15 protein-coding genes are annotated in these 17,185 nt (G+C 33.7%); 2 read left to right on the forward strand and 13 right to left on the reverse strand.

Going from position 1 to position 17,185, the window contains the following annotated elements:
- Positions 1-230: 230 nt before the first annotated feature.
- The 5 genes from J0383_RS01285 to clpB all read right to left on the reverse strand — a co-directional run bounded on the left by J0383_RS01285 (position 231) and on the right by clpB (position 6,540).
- Positions 231-1,121: a carbon-nitrogen hydrolase gene (locus tag J0383_RS01285; protein WP_207296651.1), complete on the reverse strand. Its 891-nt coding sequence runs from the start codon at positions 1,119-1,121 to the stop codon at positions 231-233.
- 207 nt (positions 1,122-1,328) lie between these two features.
- A complete protein-coding gene (locus J0383_RS01290) occupies positions 1,329-1,739 on the reverse strand; it encodes an adaptor complexes medium subunit family protein (RefSeq protein WP_207296652.1) in 411 nt (136 codons plus the stop codon).
- 173 nt (positions 1,740-1,912) lie between these two features.
- Entirely contained in the window at positions 1,913-2,323 is a 411-nt protein-coding gene (locus J0383_RS01295) for a hypothetical protein (RefSeq protein ID WP_207296653.1), read from the reverse strand.
- A gap of 345 nt (positions 2,324-2,668) precedes the next feature.
- On the reverse strand, positions 2,669-3,553 hold the full coding sequence (locus J0383_RS01300) for a DUF808 domain-containing protein (protein ID WP_207296654.1): 885 nt from the start codon (positions 3,551-3,553) through the stop codon (positions 2,669-2,671).
- A 380-nt stretch (positions 3,554-3,933) separates the two neighbouring features.
- Positions 3,934-6,540, reverse strand: coding sequence for an ATP-dependent chaperone ClpB (gene clpB, locus J0383_RS01305; protein ID WP_207296655.1), 2,607 nt, complete (start codon positions 6,538-6,540; stop codon positions 3,934-3,936).
- A gap of 207 nt (positions 6,541-6,747) precedes the next feature.
- Here clpB and ytxJ point away from each other — a divergent pair, with 207 nt between their 5' ends.
- Together ytxJ and J0383_RS01315 are read left to right on the forward strand one after the other, a co-directional pair.
- A complete protein-coding gene (ytxJ, locus tag J0383_RS01310; protein WP_207296656.1) occupies positions 6,748-7,140 on the forward strand; it encodes a bacillithiol system redox-active protein YtxJ in 393 nt (130 codons plus the stop codon).
- A 14-nt stretch (positions 7,141-7,154) separates the two neighbouring features.
- Complete coding sequence (locus tag J0383_RS01315) at positions 7,155-7,697, forward strand: HD domain-containing protein (protein ID WP_207296657.1); 543 nt, start codon at positions 7,155-7,157, stop codon at positions 7,695-7,697.
- Between the two features lie 179 nt (positions 7,698-7,876).
- On the opposite strand, the gene J0383_RS01320 is transcribed toward J0383_RS01315, so the two are convergent.
- From J0383_RS01320 to J0383_RS01355, 8 genes are all read right to left on the reverse strand, one after another.
- Positions 7,877-9,064, reverse strand: a complete 1,188-nt coding sequence (locus tag J0383_RS01320) for a hypothetical protein (RefSeq protein ID WP_207296658.1) — start codon at positions 9,062-9,064, stop codon at positions 7,877-7,879.
- On the reverse strand, positions 9,061-10,011 hold the full coding sequence (locus J0383_RS01325; protein WP_239023212.1) for a DUF2157 domain-containing protein: 951 nt from the start codon (positions 10,009-10,011) through the stop codon (positions 9,061-9,063). Before J0383_RS01325 ends, J0383_RS01320 begins: the two co-directional genes overlap by 4 nt.
- Before the next feature lie 195 nt (positions 10,012-10,206).
- On the reverse strand, positions 10,207-11,487 hold the full coding sequence (gene argH / locus J0383_RS01330; protein ID WP_207296660.1) for an argininosuccinate lyase: 1,281 nt from the start codon (positions 11,485-11,487) through the stop codon (positions 10,207-10,209).
- 162 nt (positions 11,488-11,649) lie between these two features.
- Positions 11,650-12,720, reverse strand: a complete 1,071-nt coding sequence (locus J0383_RS01335) for a M20 family metallo-hydrolase (protein WP_207296661.1) — start codon at positions 12,718-12,720, stop codon at positions 11,650-11,652.
- Between the two features lie 246 nt (positions 12,721-12,966).
- Positions 12,967-13,743, reverse strand: coding sequence for an acetylglutamate kinase (argB, locus tag J0383_RS01340; RefSeq protein WP_207296662.1), 777 nt, complete (start codon positions 13,741-13,743; stop codon positions 12,967-12,969).
- 95 nt (positions 13,744-13,838) lie between these two features.
- Positions 13,839-14,792: an N-acetylornithine carbamoyltransferase gene (locus tag J0383_RS01345; protein WP_207296663.1), complete on the reverse strand. Its 954-nt coding sequence runs from the start codon at positions 14,790-14,792 to the stop codon at positions 13,839-13,841.
- Between the two features lie 167 nt (positions 14,793-14,959).
- Complete coding sequence (gene proB / locus J0383_RS01350; RefSeq protein WP_207296664.1) at positions 14,960-15,721, reverse strand: glutamate 5-kinase; 762 nt, start codon at positions 15,719-15,721, stop codon at positions 14,960-14,962.
- A 215-nt stretch (positions 15,722-15,936) separates the two neighbouring features.
- Complete coding sequence (locus tag J0383_RS01355; RefSeq protein WP_207296665.1) at positions 15,937-17,130, reverse strand: glutamate-5-semialdehyde dehydrogenase; 1,194 nt, start codon at positions 17,128-17,130, stop codon at positions 15,937-15,939.
- Between the last annotated feature and the right edge of the window lie 55 nt (positions 17,131-17,185).

The raw sequence follows: 17,185 nt of genomic DNA on the forward strand, positions 1-17,185 counted from the left end.
TTTGTTTCAATAAAACTACTAAAGAGCTTCAGAGAAGCGGAATATTTATAGAAAATATTTGCGTATATATTAAAAAAGCTCTAGCGGAGCGACATGTTTAGATATATCGCTCCGCTGGAGCTTTTCATGTGTATTTATTGAAATTCTATAAATATTTCGCTTTTCTAAAGCGTACAAAAAAAGAGCTGTCTTTTTCAGACAGCTCTTTTAAAAATTATGATAAATCTAAATTATTTATCGATTGCTCTTTTTGTAATATCACCAAAGGCATCAATTCTTCTGTCTCTGAAGAATGGCCAGTTTTGACGAACATTTTCTTGTAAATCCAAATCAACCTCAGCGATTAGAATTTCTTCTTTATCATGAGAAGCTTGAGCTAAAATTTCACCTTGTGGGCCAGCGATGAAAGAGGCTCCCCAGAATTGAATTCCTTCGGTTCCATCGATGTATTTTTCAAGACCAATTCTGTTAGCTGCCGCTACGAAAACTCCATTTGCTACAGCATGACCTTTCATAACGTTCATCCAAGCTCCATATTGGTTTTCTCCGTATTGTTCTTTTTCTTTTGGATGCCATCCAATTGCTGTTGGGTAGAATAAAACTTCTGCACCTTTAAGCGCTGTAATACGAGCTGCTTCTGGATACCATTGATCCCAACAGATTAAAGTTCCAACCGTTCCTTTTTTAGTTTCAATTGCCTGAAAACCTAAATCACCTGGAGTAAAATAGAATTTTTCATAGAAATGCGGATCGTCTGGAATATGCATTTTACGGTATAAACCAGCTTCAGTTCCATCAGCATCAATAATATAAGCACTATTATGATAGATTCCTGCCATTCTTTTTTCGAAGAAAGGAACGATAATAACTACTCCTAATTCTTTTGCCAATTCACTGAATGCAATAAATGAAGTACTATAAAGCGGTTCTGCTAATGCAAAATTATCTACATCCTCGCTTTGGCAGAAATAATGACTGCTATATAATTCAGGAAGTAAGATCACTTCTGCCCCTTGACTTGCAGCATCTCTTACCCAGCTGATACATTTTTTAAGATTATTTTCGGCAACATCATTCAGGTTTAACTGAATAACCGATATTTTATATTTTCTTTTCGCCATGACATAAAATTTAGAGTGCAAAAATAGTAAATTTTAAAGGAATGGCAAAGCCAACACTCTTCAATCCAGATAACTTTAAAAACATAGTTACAAAAAGTTTGTAAAGAATTTATGCTACTAAAAGCTAGTCAAATATCTTTCAAAACAAAAAAACATTTTACAGAAATAAGTTCTATAAAATGTTTTATAAAGTATGTCTTAAAAAAATTACTGAATAACAAGTTTCTTTACTAAAAATTCAGTTTCAGATTTTTTAAATTTAATTTCAAAAGTTCCTTTTGACTGTGGTGAAAATGTATAAACTGTATGTAGAGCCGTTGGTGTCTCATTACCACAAGTTGTAGGATAAGTTACTTCTATCTGAAATCCTTCTTCTTTTCCAATTGATATATTTCCAATTCTATCAAATTTACCACATGCATTGTCTACAATAAACGATATGTCATAATTAATATCAACTCCTACTTTTCCAGTTTCTGGTCCGCTGATTGCTGTAACATTTGCCGCTCTTGAAATGGTTTGAGGTGTTTCTTTTCCATTGTCATCACTACTGCATGAAAGCAAAGAAACTGCTAAAAACAGTATTGTCAAAACTGATTGTAATCTAAAGGTTTTCATATAAATTTATTAAGTTCATTATTATAAAGATGAGGCTAAATTACAAAGGTTGCGTAACAAAACACAAATAATTTCATATATTTTTTTCACTTTGCTTTTAAAATCAAAACCATTTTACATCAATTAAAATCTCTGTAAAATGGTTTATAAAAAACAAATCAACTCAATAAACTTTATTCAATCACTACTTTTTGAGTAAGGAATTCTGTTTCTGATTTTTTGAATTTAATGTCATAAGTTCCTTTTGCTGTCGCTTTAAATTTGTAAACGGTCTTTTTTGGATCTGGAACTTGTTGTATACAAACTTCGCTTGGGTATTTTGCTATTACTTGTAATCCTTTTACGGCACCAATGGTTACTTCAGAAATTTTGTCAAATTCTCCACATGCATTGTCAACCACAAAAGTTACTTCATAACTTAATTCATCGTTCACTTTTCCAGTTGCTGGTCCTTTAATTTCGGTTACTAAAGCAGCTTTTACATTTGGAACAACTGGCTTCTCATCATCGTCATTACTACATGACACAATTGAAATTGATAAAAATAATACTACCAAAATTGATTTTAATTTAAAACTTTTCATATAAAATAATAATTAATTGTTAATTACTATGAAGATGCAGTCAATTTGCAAAGGTTGCTTTTATGAAATGTTAAATGATTTTACAAAAATCTCAACCAATTGTAAATCAAAAGTTTATTTTTCAAAATAAATTTCATAAATAACGATATTTCTTACAAGAAAATAAATTTCCTTACTTAGCCCAGATAGAAACGGCATCCTTTTGCGGCCTATAGATTACTGCGAGAAAGCCGCAAAAGATATAGTGAATAGCGGGACAAATGGTAATTTTGGAAACAATTAAATCCTGCAAAAAAAAACACCAGCCTCTCGACTAGTGTTTTGTATTATTATACGGCTAAAGTTTTATAGTGCCGATTCTTTCTTTTTGAAAATCTTTTTAAAGAGATTAACCAACGCTAAGACAATAAATCCAATGATAAGTCCTATTGCAAACTCTTTGATAATCGAAGGAAAATTTGGTAAAAGATGATGGAAAAATTCTATGTTGTGAACGAATAATCCGCCGGCAACTAAAATTAAAGCAATAGTTCCAATAACAGTTAAAGCTTTAATCACTTTTGGAAGTGCTTGAACTAATACATTTCCAATACTTTTCAAAAGGCTTTTCTCTTTTTTACTGCGTTGGATCATCTTAAAACCAACTTCATCCATACGCACAATAAGCGCTACAATTCCGTAAACTCCAATTGTCGCAATGATGGCAATGATTGAAACAGTAATTATTTGAGAAACTAATGGCTTTCCGATAACGGTTCCTAAAGCGATGATCACAATCTCTACAGAAAGAATAAAATCGGTTACGATTGCAGATTTTACTTTTTCTTTCTCTACAAGCAAAATTTCTTCTTCTGTAAGAACTTCTTCTGTAATCCCTTCAGATTCTTCGTGTGCATGAGGAAAAAAGAACTCGTAGATTTTTTCAGCTCCTTCGTAGGCTAAAAACAATCCTCCTAAAACCAAAATTACCATAATAGCAATAGGAAAAAATGCACTTAACAAAAATGCAATGGGCAGGATAATGATTTTATTTAATAAAGAACCTTTACTAATTGCCCATAAAACCGGCAATTCTCTTGAAGAAGCAAAACCTGAAGCTTTTTCGGCATTTACTGCTAAGTCATCGCCCAAAATTCCGGCTGTCTTTTTTGCAGCAACTTTACTCATTACTGCAACATCATCCATAATTGCTGCGATATCGTCTAATAGAGCGAAAAAACCTGAACCCATTTTTTATTTTTTTTTAGTGATGCGAATCTAGACATTTTGCGTTAATCTTCCCAATAATATCATGGCTAAATTTGCTCTTTTATCTCTAATTCTAGAAATGAGGTTTCTAATTACATTGTCCTAAAAGAACCCATAAAATAATAAAAACGATAATCGTTCCGAAACATCCTCCTCCTAATTTTTTAGCACCGTAACCGGCCAGTAATCCTCTAAATATATTATTCATAATAGTTTGTTTTAATGTTACTGTAAATTTGAGAATTAAGCCGATAATTTGATTTATAATACTTTTCGAAAATCTTTCATTATTCACGGGTATACATAAAAAAACACCGGCATTTCTGCCAGTGTTTCTTTTTTTAAATAAGATGTATATCAGTTTATTCCCCTACTATTTGTGTTTGATTTCTAAAAACCAATTTTCCATCAAAAGCATCTAACAAAATAATGCTGTCTGTTGTGATGTTTCCCGCCAAAATTTCTTTTGACAACTGATTTAGAACTTCTCTCTGCACTACACGTTTTACAGGTCTTGCACCAAACTGAGGATCAAATCCTTTATCAGACAAATAGGCAATTGCTTCTGGAGTTGCATCCATTGTTATGCCTTGCTGTGCCAGCATTTTGGTAACACCTTTTAACTGTAAGCCTACAATTCTTGAAATATTATCTACTGTAAGCGGTGTAAACATTACAATCTCGTCGATACGGTTTATGAATTCCGGACGAACTGTTTGTTTCAACAATCCTAAAACTTCGTTTTTCGCTGCTTCTGTTGCCGCTTCCACACCACCTTTTAGGTTTTCGAATTTCTCCTGAATTATCTGGCTTCCCATATTAGAAGTCATAATGATAATCGTGTTTTTGAAATCCGCCAAACGTCCTTTATTATCTGTTAAACGTCCTTCATCTAACACTTGCAATAAAATATTAAATGTATCTGGATGCGCTTTTTCTATCTCGTCTAACAAAATCACAGAATATGGTTTTCTACGAACCGCTTCCGTTAATTGTCCGCCTTCATCATAACCTACATATCCAGGAGGCGCACCCACTAAACGGCTCACACTATGGCGTTCTTGGTACTCACTCATATCGATACGAGTCATGGCATTTTCATCATCAAAAAGATATTCTGCCAATGCTTTTGCCAATTCGGTTTTACCCACTCCGGTTGTTCCTAAGAATAAGAATGTTCCAACAGGTTTTTTCATATCTTGCAAACCGGCACGGCTTCTGCGAACGGCGTCACTCACTGCTTCTATCGCTTCTTCCTGACCCACTACACGTTTGTGCAATTCGTCTTCCAGATGCAATAGTTTTTCTCTTTCTGTCTGAAGCATTTTGGTTACTGGAATTCCAGTCCATTTTGCAACCACTTCTGCAATGTCTTCTCTAGTTACTTCTTCTTTTATTAAAGAGTTTCCAGATTGGAATTCCTGCAATTGTTTTTGCAATGTTTCCTGACGTTCCTGCGCTTCTTTTATTTTTCCGTAACGAATTTCGGCTACTTTTCCATAATCACCATCACGTTCTGCACGTTCTGCTTCATACTTAAAGTCTTCAATTTCATGTTTTACTGCTTGAATTCCGTCAACAATATCTTTTTCAGATTTCCATTTGGCAAAGATTTCGTTGCGTTCTTCTTTCAGGTTGGCCAATTCCATACCTAAAATCTTAAGCTTGCTTTCTTCTTTCTCACGTTTAATGGCTTCGATTTCGATTTCCAACTGCATAATTTTACGATCCAAAACATCTAATTCTTCTGGTTTTGAATTGATTTCCATACGAAGTTTAGAAGCCGCTTCGTCCATTAAGTCAATCGCTTTATCTGGTAAGAAACGATTCGTAATATATCTTTGCGAAAGTTCAACTGCAGCAATAATGGCTTCGTCTTTAATTTGAACTTTATGATGTGTTTCGTATTTTTCCTTGATTCCACGAAGAATCGAAATAGCACTTTCAGTATCTGGCTCGTCGATTAAAACTTTTTGGAAACGTCTTTCAAGCGCTTTATCTTTCTCAAAATATTTTTGATATTCATCTAAAGTTGTTGCTCCAATCGCTCTTAATTCTCCACGAGCCAAAGCTGGTTTTAAAATGTTCGCCGCGTCCATTGCGCCTTCGCCTCCACCCGCTCCAACAAGCGTATGAATCTCATCAATGAACAAAACGATATCACCTTCTGCAGCTGTAACTTCTTTGACAACCGATTTTAAACGCTCCTCAAATTCTCCTTTGTATTTTGCCCCAGCAATCAAAGCTCCCATATCTAATGAGAAAACAATCTTTTCTTTTAAATTTTCTGGAACGTCACCATCTACAATTCTATGTGCTAAACCTTCTGCGATCGCCGTTTTACCTACTCCAGGTTCACCAATAAGCATTGGATTATTTTTCGTTCTACGAGTTAAGATTTGCAGCACACGACGGATTTCTTCATCACGGCCGATAACTGGATCTAATTTTCCTGTACGCGCTAATTCGTTTAAGTTTTTAGCATATTTATTTAACGAATTGTATGTTTCTTCTGCAGAAGCTGAAGTTACTCTTTCTCCTTTACGTAATTCTTCAATTGCCGCTTTAAGACCTTTTCCTGTAACTCCTTGATCTTTTAAGATTTGAGAAACTTTACTTTTTGATTCAAAAATGGCTAAAATTAAATGTTCGATCGAAACGTATTCATCGTTCATTTTTTGTGCAATAATTTCAGCTTCATTTAAAGCTTTATTAGCGTCTCTTGAAAGCATAATTTCACCACCAGAAACTTTTGGAAAATTCTGAATTGTGGCATCTAAAAGCTGTAAAAACAACGGCACATTTACGTTTAATTTTTTCAAAATAAATGGCGCGACGTTTTCATCAACTTCAAAAATAGCTTTGAAAATGTGTTCATTTTCAATTTGCTGTTGTCCATTTCGCTGTGCTAATTGTTGCGACAACTGAATGGCTTCCTGCGATTTAATAGTAAATTTATTTATATTCATATTTTTTCGATTTATGATTGATCTTGTTCTTTGTTGTTTTATAAGATTAAAGTTAGGATTTATTGAGATACATTTTTAACCCAAATCATTTAACTTTGTATTGCAATAAGACAAATTATATTCCACAGTATAAAATCAGACAAAACGGCATTAAAAACAGTTTTCTAGCTATTTAGAAATGCCAAAAAGTCACAAAACAAGCCAAATATGAGTTTTTTAAATTCAATCTTCGGAAGTTCAGAGAACTCAGAAGCATCAAAAAATAAGGTAAACTGGACAGAATTAACAGATATTCTTCAGTTAATGGAAATTGAAGCTATTTCCAACGAAAAGCCAGTTGTAATCTTTAAGCACAGTACAAGATGCAGTATCAGTCGTATGGCTTTAAAACAATTTGAAAGAGAATATGACCTTGAAGGTGTTGTAGATGCTTATTTTTTAGATTTGATTCAGCATCGCGATATTTCTAACGAAATTGCCAATCGTTTTAATGTACATCATGAATCACCTCAATTGATCTTGATTAAAAATGGAAAAGCCGTTTATAATGTTTCGCACAGTGATATTGATGCTGAAGCATTAAAAGAAAAAGTAGCGTAATTAAAAAAAACTTTATGGATGTTCAAACGGCTTATCAAAAAACAATCATTTTTGCGACTCTTAAGCATTTAGAAAATAATCAGACCATTGCAGATTCAGAACTTCCTTATGTTATTCATTTGAGTAATGTTGCTATGGAAATTTTGATTGCATCGCACAATACAACACACTTTGATTTGCTTTTTGCTACTCAGGTTGCTTTGTTGCATGATACTTTGGAAGACACCAATACTTCTTTTGAAGAGTTAGAGCGTGAATTTGGAATTGAAATCGCTGAAGGTGTTTCGGCTTTAACCAAAAGAGAAGATTTACCGAAAGAGGAAAAAATGATCGACAGTTTAAACCGAATTTCAAAACTTAGAAAAGAAGTCTGGGCCGTTAAATTAGCGGACCGAATTACCAATCTTCAAAAACCACCTAAAAGCTGGGATGATCTCAAAAGAAGAAAATACAAAGAAGAAGCTAAAGTTATTCTTGAAAAATTAAAAGGCGGCAACGACTATTTAGAAAACCGACTAAAAGCAAAAATTGAAGAATACGAACAATATCTAGACTAATTTATTTTTGTGAAATGTGAAATGTGAAAAGTAAGATGTGAAATGTGGTTTTTAATCACTCAAACTTTCATCTTACTTTTCACTTTTTACCTCTTTCTTCTTTTATCTCTCCTCTTTCTTCTTTCCTCTTTCTTCTTTCCTCTTTCTTCTTTTATCTCTCTTCTCAAAATCTCAATCGTCTAATAACTTCCTCCAGAACCACCACCACTAAATCCGCCATCGCCAAACTCCATTGGAGAATTTGTTTTAATTTCTGGTTTTAAACCTAATGTTGAGGCAACAATTAGTGTTTCTGCATTTAAGAAAGTATTCGAATGATGTATTCTATCTGGTTTGAAAGTTAATCCGCTTTCTTTGTTTTTTAATTTTTGAATGGATACATAAGCAATTCCAAACATTACAAGTCCACCAATGGTCAAAGCTGCTTCAGCCGGTAAAACAGAATAATAAAAACGGATGGTAAAAACCGTAAATGCAAACGCACCAAAACTAATCCAAAGCATTATTCTATCTTTTGTCTTAATAGCTTGAACTAAATAAAGCACAGGAACAATACATGTAAAAGCATAAAAGAAATAAGCAAACGGGATATCTTGTCCCGGTTTAATATCAACACTCAAAAGTTCTGCTGAAAGTTCTCTCACTACCAAATAATTACAAGAAAGATAAAATAAAACCAGGCAGAAACTGTTAGCTAATACAAATGCGTTATAATGATAAATTTCAGTCAGATTTTTAATTTTCTTTTTAGTAAAAAAATAAAATCCTCCGGAAAAGAGCATTAATGCGAAAGGCATAATCGTTTTTCCTATATCACCAATTTCATATAAACCGAAGAACAATACTGCAGTTGAGGCCAAACAAAAAACAAGTATCGACATTAAATGCAAATATCTGTAATAAACCAAAAAAGAAGTAACAGCTACTACAACAGCCAGCCCAAGCGGTATGGAATTATAACTTTCGGTAAGAATCATGTAAGCTCCACCAGCATTTAAAATAATACCGAGAATAAAAGCATCATCTAATCCATGGCGGTAATATTTATTCTTGGCTAACATTTCTGCTCCTGCAATACCAATTCCTAAAAAAATAAAACAAGAAATACTAAAGAAAAATCTTTCTGAAAAGGAAGTGCTGCCAATTAGTCCAATCATGGAAACTGTTCCACAAATTGAAGAATACAAAAATGATCCTAGTAGAAAGAAGCCCAAACGCACCAATATATTATTCTGAACTTTAAAAGAAGGGAGTTCTTTTTTAATTATTTTCTTTTGCTCTTTACTTATAAAACCTGCACTTTCAAGAGAATAAGCTTCTTCGATTAAAGCCAGATTATTCAATAAATTTTTATCGTGTACTATCATTTGGCTATTTCTTTATTGAAGTTTTTAATCAGTTTAATAAACATTACAATCGATCCTATAAAATAAATTGGCAGCAGCATGAAGAACAGCACCCATATCTCATCAAAATCGGCATGCTCGAAAATTCTAAACAAGAAAATATTAATTCCGATATACGCATAAATAATCATAAAAACGTATAAAGAAATTGCTTTAAGCTGATAACTTATTTTATAAAAATAATAAGATGATCCCGCTAAAATGAGAGCAAAAAGAATCCATATCAATTCGTCTCTGTACATATTACTTATCGAAGCAATACTTATAATATGCAAAGCAAAAGTGAGATAGACTAAGGTAAAATGTGTTTTTAGCTCAATTTTAAAACTATAAACCGTCCATAAAATAAGCAAAACTCCCAGCATTATGGCTGAATAACTTAAACTTGGATTGGCATAGAAATCATTATTTCCTTGAAATATTTCCTGAGGCGTTACAGAAAAACCTATATAGGCCGCCAAACCGGTTATGGCAATAGTCAAAACGCTTCTGTTATCGAAATAATAAGCACAAAAGAAACTAACTAAAGTAGGCACCAAAGTTGCCAGACCGTAATGCGTTCCAAAAACCTCGTATTGAACCTGTAAGTATCCAATAAAAATACACGTTAAAACATTGGCAATTAAAACCAGATATTCTAAAAACGGACTTTCAAATTTGGTTTCTGTTTTTTGAAAACCCTGCGAATTTTTAAAACAGTAATAAAAACAACCACAGGTTATTACAAACAAAATAGCAAGTAAAGCGATGTGCCCAATACTGTCAATATTATCGTAAATAAGAATTCCGACTCCCGAAGTAAACATCAAAACCGAAATCGAGAGCAATAGTTTTAATTCTACATTTAATGAAAAGATATTTAAACTTCGATAATTTTTAATTTCCTGAAGTTGATTTTCAGTAATCATTTTTTTATCGAAAAGATCTTGAGTTAGCTGTTCGTCAAATTGCGTCATATTTTCTTAACTTAAAAATAACCATTTCTCAAATGTATAGAATTAGGTCGAATTTTCTTAAAGTATAAATACTTATTTTAGAGAAATAAAAAAACCGATTTGCATCATCTGTACAAATCGGTTTTATAAAATTGAATGTAAAAAGCTTTAAAAAGCAGCTTTCATTTTATCTTTAATTGCATCAAGGCATAAATTATTAATACTGCCTTCGTGCGTGTGTTTGGTTTCTTTTGGAGATTTGTATGTTCCTGCTTCCAATTGTTCTGCAACGGCTTTATACGCATCTCTAAACGGCATTCCAGCCACTACCATTTCGTTCAATGTATCAACTGTAAATAGATAATCGTATTTTTTATCTTCTAAAATATGATCTTTTACGGTGATGTCTTTTATGGAGAAAATCGCAATATCCAGACAAGCTTTCAAGTTTTGAATCGCTGGAAACAAACCTTCTTTTAAAAGCTGTAAATCTCTATGATACCCGCTTGGCAGGTTATTGGTAATTAAAGTGATTTCGTAAGGAAGCGCCTGAATCTTATTGCATTTTCCTCTGATTAATTCGAAAACATCTGGATTTTTCTTATGAGGCATAATGCTTGAACCTGTTGTAAGATGTGCTGGAAGTCCAATAAAATCAAAGTTCTGGCTCATATACAAACAAACATCCATTGCAAATTTTGATAATGTTCCCGCAACGCTTGTCATCGCAAAAGCAACTGTTTTTTCTGCTTTTCCACGGCTCATTTGTGCTGCAACGGCATTGTATTTTAAAGTTTCAAAACCTAATTCCTGAGTGGTAAAAGTTCTGTTGATTGGAAATGAACTTCCGTAACCCGCAGCAGACCCTAACGGATTCTGATCTACAATTTTTGAAGCTGCGTTTAGCATTGTAATATCATCAATCAGACTTTCTGCATAAGCCGAAAACCACATTCCGAATGAAGACGGCATTGCGATTTGCAAATGTGTGTAACCTGGCAACAATACATTTTGATGTTTCTCTGCTGATTCCATCAACAAATCAAAAAGTGTTTTTACCTGTTCTTTTATTGCTTTTAATTCGTCTTTTAAATACAAATGAACATCTACTAAAACTTGATCATTACGAGAACGCGCCGTGTGGATTTTCTTTCCGGCATCGCCCAATTTTACGGTCAGCAAATATTCGATTTTAGAGTGAACATCTTCAAAACTGTCTTCGATTTCGAAATTACCCACTACGATATCCGCAATGATTTCGTTTAACGCATCAACTAAAGAAGTCGTTTCTTCTGAAGTCAATAAACCAATTTGCCCAAGCATTTTAGCGTGAGCGATTGAACCTAAAGCATCGTATTTTGCTAAAACCAAATCCAGTTCACGATCGTTTCCAACGGTGAATTGCTCGATTTGCTTATCTGTTGGTATTCCTTTTTCCCAAAGTTTCATAGTTCTATTTTTTTTGCCACGACACGAGCGACAGCGAACTGGCGAAGCAATTCACGAATTATTTTGTTACTATCTAGACGAAATATTAATTCGAATTAATTCGAAAAAATGATCGCAAAGATTTGAAAAAACAATTCGTGAATTCGTGGCAGTTTTCTTTTCTTATAATTTGAAGAAACCGGTTAGTATTTTAATATACAAATCAACTCCTTCTACAATTTCGTTTACAAAAATAAATTCGTCTGCTGAATGCGAACGTAATGTTTCTCCTGGTCCTAATTTTAAAGACTGACAACTTAAAACCGATTGATCTGAAAGCGTTGGAGATCCGTAAGTCGTTCTTCCTAAAGCAATTCCTGCTTGCACTAAACCGTGTTCGATTGGAATAGACGAAGCATTTAAGTGCATTGATCTTGGGGTAACTTCGGCATTTACATTTGCTTTTACTACCTCTAAAATTTCAGCATTTGAATAACGATCTGTTACACGAATATCAACAACCAAATCACATTCTGACGGAACCACATTATGTTGTTTTCCTGCATTTATTTGCGTTACGGTCATCTTTACAGGACCTAAAACATCTGAGATTTTGTCGAATTTATAGTTTTTAAACCATTCCATTACTGGAATTGATTTATATAAAGCATTATCATCGTTTTGATGCGCCGCATGGCTTGCAGTTCCTTTTACTTTTACATCTAAAACCAAAAGACCTTTTTCTGCAACCGCTAATTGCATTAAAGTGGGTTCGCCTACAATTGCACAATCTAGTTCTGGCAAGTGTTTTAAAACGCTGTTTAAACCATTTTTTCCGCTGCTTTCTTCTTCTGCCGAAGCAACGATAACAATATTATGTGATAAGTTTTGGTTTTCGTAAAAATGTACAAATGTAGCCAATAGCGACACTAGACATCCTCCTGCATCATTACTTCCTAAACCGAATAATTTCCCGTCTTTTTCAATTGCCTTAAACGGATCGTTGGTGTAAGCTTGATTTGGTCTTACGGTATCGTGATGTGAGTTTAATAAAAGTGTTGGTTTGTTTTCGTCGAAATATTTATTGAAAGCCCACACATTGTTGTTTTCTCTCTTGAATGGAATTTCATTCTGATTGAACCAATTTTCTATTAAAAGAGCTGTTTGATCTTCTTCGCTTGAAAATGAAGGGGTTTCAATAAGGCTCTTTAATAAACTAATTGCTTCTTGGGTAAGCGTATCTATATTTTTCATTTTAATAAGGTTCAAAGGCTCAAAGGGACAAAGCAACAAAGTTTTTGAGCTTTCCTATGACCATTTTTACTTGCGCAAATTTATTTAAAATACCTTGTGCGCTCTATTTTTTTGCCACTAATTACACGACTTTTCTCAAATTGTTTTTTTTGTCTCAGATTTAAAATCAAAATAACTTTTTAATGCGTTACTAAAATTATTTTCTCTTTTAACAGCAGAAATTAATGTCAATTTTGGCAACATTTTTTATAGTGTAATCGTTGTATGCGGAACATCTGAGTTCTGAAGCATTCTATGATGCCCAATTTTGATTTTCTGAACACCTCGAGATAAGCTATTGAAACAGTTATCCAATTTTGGGATCATTCCAGAATGGATTACTTTTTCTTCTTTTAGTTTATTGTATAATACTTCGTTGATTTCTGTAATCACAGAAGAATCATCTTCTGAATCCATCAAAACACCTTGTTTTTCAAAACAATATGTTAGCGTTACATCAAAAACTTCAGATAATGCAATTGACAATTCGCTTGCAATAGTATCGGCGTTTGTGTTTAATAATTGTCCGTTTTTGTCGTGTGTAATTGCACAGAAAACGGGTACAATTCCAGCTTCTAATAAAGTAGCCAGTAATTTGGTGTTGACTTGTTTTACATCGCCAACAAATCCGTAATCAATTGTTGGGTGATTTCTTTTTGTTGACTGAATTAGATTCCCATCAGCTCCAGAAAAACCAACTGCATTATTATCTTTTGACTGCAATTGCGCCACAATATGCTTGTTGATCTGACCTGCATAAATCATTACCACAACATCCAGCATTGGAGCATCTGTAATTCGGCGTCCGTCAATCATCTGCGGAACCAATCCAATACTCTGCGCCATCTTTGTAGCCGATTTTCCACCGCCGTGAACTAAAACTTTGTATCCTTCGATTTTAGAAAAATCAGTTAAAAATTGTTCTAATTCTGCCGGATTGTCAATGATGTTTCCACCAATTTTTATTACAGTAACTTGCTTCATGAGGTTCAAAGGTTCAGAGGAACAAAGGGACAAAGTTTAAGTTCAGCATGAAAACCTCTGAACCTTTACAACTTTGAACCTTTGCACCCATAAAATTATATTTTTTTAAGAATCTTCTGCAACACTAATTGTGCAGAATACGTTCTATTATTTGCTTGTTCGATTACGATTGAATTTTCTCCGTCTAAAACTTCATCTGTTACGATTACGTTACGACGAACTGGAAGACAGTGCATAAATTTTCCGTTATTCGTTAAAGCCATTTTTTCGGCAGTAACCGTCCAATTTGGATCGCTGTTGGTTACTTTTCCGTAATCGTTGAAATTACTCCAGTTTTTAACGTAAACGAAATCAGCGTTTTCGAAAGCTTTATTTTGGTCGTATTCGATTTTGCAGCCTTTTGTAATCTCTGGACTTAGTTCATATCCTTCTGGATGTGTGATCACAAAATCCATATCTTTTTGCATCTGCATCATTTCTACAAATGAATTGGCAACTGCCTGCGGCAAAGCTTTTGGATGCGGCGCCCACGAAAGCACTACTTTTTGTTTGTTTTTATGTCTAGGTTTGAACTCTTCCATTGTAATTGCATCTGCCAGCGATTGTAATGGGTGACGAATAGCGCTTTCCATGTTTACAATTGGCACTGTAGCATATTTCAAAAATCCTGAAATTAATGTTTCAGCATAATCTTTTTCTTTATCTACCAATCCGGCAAAAGCACGGATTGCGATAATATCACAATATTGAGAAACGACTTCTGCCGCTTCTTTAATATGTTCTGAAGCGCCAGAATTCATTACCGCTCCGTCTTCAAATTCTAATGTCCAGCCTTCGTTAGTAAAATTCATTACCATAACGTTCATTCCTAAGTTCATAGCCGCTTTTTGAGTACTCAAACGCGTTCTTAAACTCGGATTGAAGAATAGCATTCCTAAAGTTTTGTTTTTTCCTAAATCTTGATTTTTAAGCGGATTCTTTTTGATTTTGATCGCTTGTTTTACCCATTTTGATAATGAGTTGATTTCTTTTATTGAGATATAGTTCATTTGTTTTTTGCTTTTTTAGTTGTTTTTTCCGCCACGAATTCACGAATTATTTTTTTCAATCTTTGCGATTATTTTTTTTCGAATGAATTCGAATTAATATTTCGTTTAGATAATAAAAAGAACAATTCGTGAATTACTTCGTCTATTCGCTATCGCTCGAGTCGTGGCTATAAAATTTTAGTAAATGGAATTTCGTCTTTTAATGCATTCAAAATAAAATTGTCATTTAATCCGTTCACAATCCAGGTTTCTATGTTCGCTGCTTTTGCAATTCCTGCTGCTTCAATTTTGGATTGCATTCCTCCTGTTCCGTGTGATGATTTTGACTCTCCGATTTCTTTTTCGAGCGATTTTAAATCATTTACCAATTTTATGGTTTCCGGAACTTCATCATGAATCGATTCTTTGGTATAAATTCCATTTGTATTGGTTGCAATTATCAGAATGTCAACATTTAAAAGAACTGCCGTTAAAGCTGCTAATTTGTCATTATCTCCGAATCGAATCTCATCTGTCGCAACGGTATCATTTTCATTGATAATCGGAATGTAATTGTTTTTAACCAATACATTAATGGTATTTACAATGTTTTTTTTGGTCTGTTCTTTTTCAAAATCAGAATAAGAAAGCAAACACTGTGAGGTATTTAATCCTAAATCTTTGAAATTCTCATTGTAAATCCGCATTAAATGAGGTTGTCCGATAGAAGCTAAAGCCTGCTTTACAAAAACATCTTTATCTTGATTATCCAGTTTTACAAATTGCTTTGCTGCCGCAATTGCTCCTGAACTTACGATTATAAATTCATATTCGTCGTTTAAAGCCGCAATCTGCACTCCAAGATCTTCAATCTTTCCCCGCGAAATATGATTGGTTTCTTTGGTTAAAGTATTACTTCCTATTTTTAATAAAATTCTCTTTTTACCCATGTTTTGTTTTTTAACCGCAAAGGGCGCAAGGTTTTTTGATTTTGTTTGTCTATATAAACGCTAAGTTCGCAAAGCTAAATGTTGAAAAAATTCCAAAAATTAAATCCCAAATTCCAATTGAATATCAATGACAATATCAAATTCAAAAATCACTAATTCACAATCTAAAATCTGAAATCTACAATCTAAAATTATCTAATTGACACATTATCTAATTATCTAATCTGCCCCTCTCCGTACACGTACCATTTATTGGTTACCAAATGCTGTAAACCGATTGGTCCTCTTTGATGAAGTTTATCTGTACTGATTGCTAATTCTCCGCCAAGTCCGAATTGTCCGCCGTCTGTGAATCTTGTTGATGCATTTTGGTAAACCGCCGCTGCATCTATCGATTCCATAAACTGCTGCGCGGCTTCACTATCTCTTGTAATAATTGCTGCAGAATGACCTCCACAGTATTTATTAATCATATCAATAGCATGATCTTGAGAATCAATAGTTCCGATTACGATTTTATAATCTAAAAATTCTTCGTACCAAATATCTTCATTCTGAATTGTTTTGGTATTCTCAAAATTCTCTAACGATTTATCGACAATTACTTCCACTTTTGATTCAATCAAAGCTTCGATTAACATTGCTGTAAAACCTTCAAAATTTGGAAGTTTAGAACAGATCAAAACTTTATCTAAAGCATTACAAGCCGAAATTTTAGCCGTTTTTGCATTTAAAATTACTTTTAAAGCCAAATCGGTATCGGCATCTTCATGAACGTAAACAAAATTGTTTCCGCGTCCGCTTACAATTACCGGACAAGTCGCATGTGCTTTTACAAACTCGATTAATTTTTCTCCTCCTCTCGGAACAATTAAATCTACTTTTTGAGTTGGTTTTTCTAAAAATGCCTGAGTTTCAGTTCTGTTATAATTCAGATATTCTACCCAGTCTTTTGAAACTCCGTTTTCTTCCAGAGCTTTATGCCAAAGGCTTACAATCTTTAAATTTGATTTTAGAGATTCTTTTCCCCCCTTTAATAAAATCTTGTTTCCAGATTTAAAAGCGATTCCACCTGCTTCGATTGTAACATCTGGGCGAGATTCGTAAATAATTAAAATGGTTCCGAAAGCTGCGGTTTTATTCACTACTTTGATTCCATTATCATGAGTAAAATGAAAACGCTCAATACCAATGGGATCTTCCTGTGAAGCTAACTGATTCAATGACAAAATCATTTCATCAACTTTTTTATCATCTACTTTCAGGCGTTCTTCCATCGCTAAATCTGAACCGTCGTAATCGCTAAGATCTTCTTGATTGGTCAAAATAATCTGATTCCGCTCCTGTTCGACTAGCTTTGCCATAGTCCGCAAAACCGCATTGCGTATTTCAATTGATAATGGTTTCATTTTTTGGGTTTAATTGGTTAATCGTCAATTCGTTTAATCGATTAACCAGTTAAAC

This window comes from Flavobacterium endoglycinae (assembly GCF_017352115.1).
Taxonomy (GTDB): Bacteria; Bacteroidota; Bacteroidia; order Flavobacteriales; family Flavobacteriaceae; genus Flavobacterium; species Flavobacterium endoglycinae.

What these genes read in the sequence shown, in the direction of transcription:
- J0383_RS01285 (WP_207296651.1), bottom strand. Translation starts at nt 1,121, where the DNA reads ATGGCGAAAAGAAAATATAAAATATCGGTTATTCAGTTAAACCTGAAT.
- J0383_RS01290 (WP_207296652.1), bottom strand. Translation starts at nt 1,739, where the DNA reads ATGAAAACCTTTAGATTACAATCAGTTTTGACAATACTGTTTTTAGCA.
- J0383_RS01295 (WP_207296653.1), bottom strand. Translation starts at nt 2,323, where the DNA reads ATGAAAAGTTTTAAATTAAAATCAATTTTGGTAGTATTATTTTTATCA.
- J0383_RS01300 (WP_207296654.1), bottom strand. Translation starts at nt 3,553, where the DNA reads ATGGGTTCAGGTTTTTTCGCTCTATTAGACGATATCGCAGCAATTATG.
- clpB (WP_207296655.1), bottom strand. Translation starts at nt 6,540, where the DNA reads ATGAATATAAATAAATTTACTATTAAATCGCAGGAAGCCATTCAGTTG.
- ytxJ (WP_207296656.1), top strand. Translation starts at nt 6,748, where the DNA reads ATGAGTTTTTTAAATTCAATCTTCGGAAGTTCAGAGAACTCAGAAGCA.
- J0383_RS01315 (WP_207296657.1), top strand. Translation starts at nt 7,155, where the DNA reads ATGGATGTTCAAACGGCTTATCAAAAAACAATCATTTTTGCGACTCTT.
- J0383_RS01320 (WP_207296658.1), bottom strand. Translation starts at nt 9,064, where the DNA reads ATGATAGTACACGATAAAAATTTATTGAATAATCTGGCTTTAATCGAA.
- J0383_RS01325 (WP_239023212.1), bottom strand. Translation starts at nt 10,011, where the DNA reads ATGATTACTGAAAATCAACTTCAGGAAATTAAAAATTATCGAAGTTTA.
- argH (WP_207296660.1), bottom strand. Translation starts at nt 11,487, where the DNA reads ATGAAACTTTGGGAAAAAGGAATACCAACAGATAAGCAAATCGAGCAA.
- J0383_RS01335 (WP_207296661.1), bottom strand. Translation starts at nt 12,720, where the DNA reads ATGAAAAATATAGATACGCTTACCCAAGAAGCAATTAGTTTATTAAAG.
- argB (WP_207296662.1), bottom strand. Translation starts at nt 13,743, where the DNA reads ATGAAGCAAGTTACTGTAATAAAAATTGGTGGAAACATCATTGACAAT.
- J0383_RS01345 (WP_207296663.1), bottom strand. Translation starts at nt 14,792, where the DNA reads ATGAACTATATCTCAATAAAAGAAATCAACTCATTATCAAAATGGGTA.
- proB (WP_207296664.1), bottom strand. Translation starts at nt 15,721, where the DNA reads ATGGGTAAAAAGAGAATTTTATTAAAAATAGGAAGTAATACTTTAACC.
- J0383_RS01355 (WP_207296665.1), bottom strand. Translation starts at nt 17,130, where the DNA reads ATGAAACCATTATCAATTGAAATACGCAATGCGGTTTTGCGGACTATG.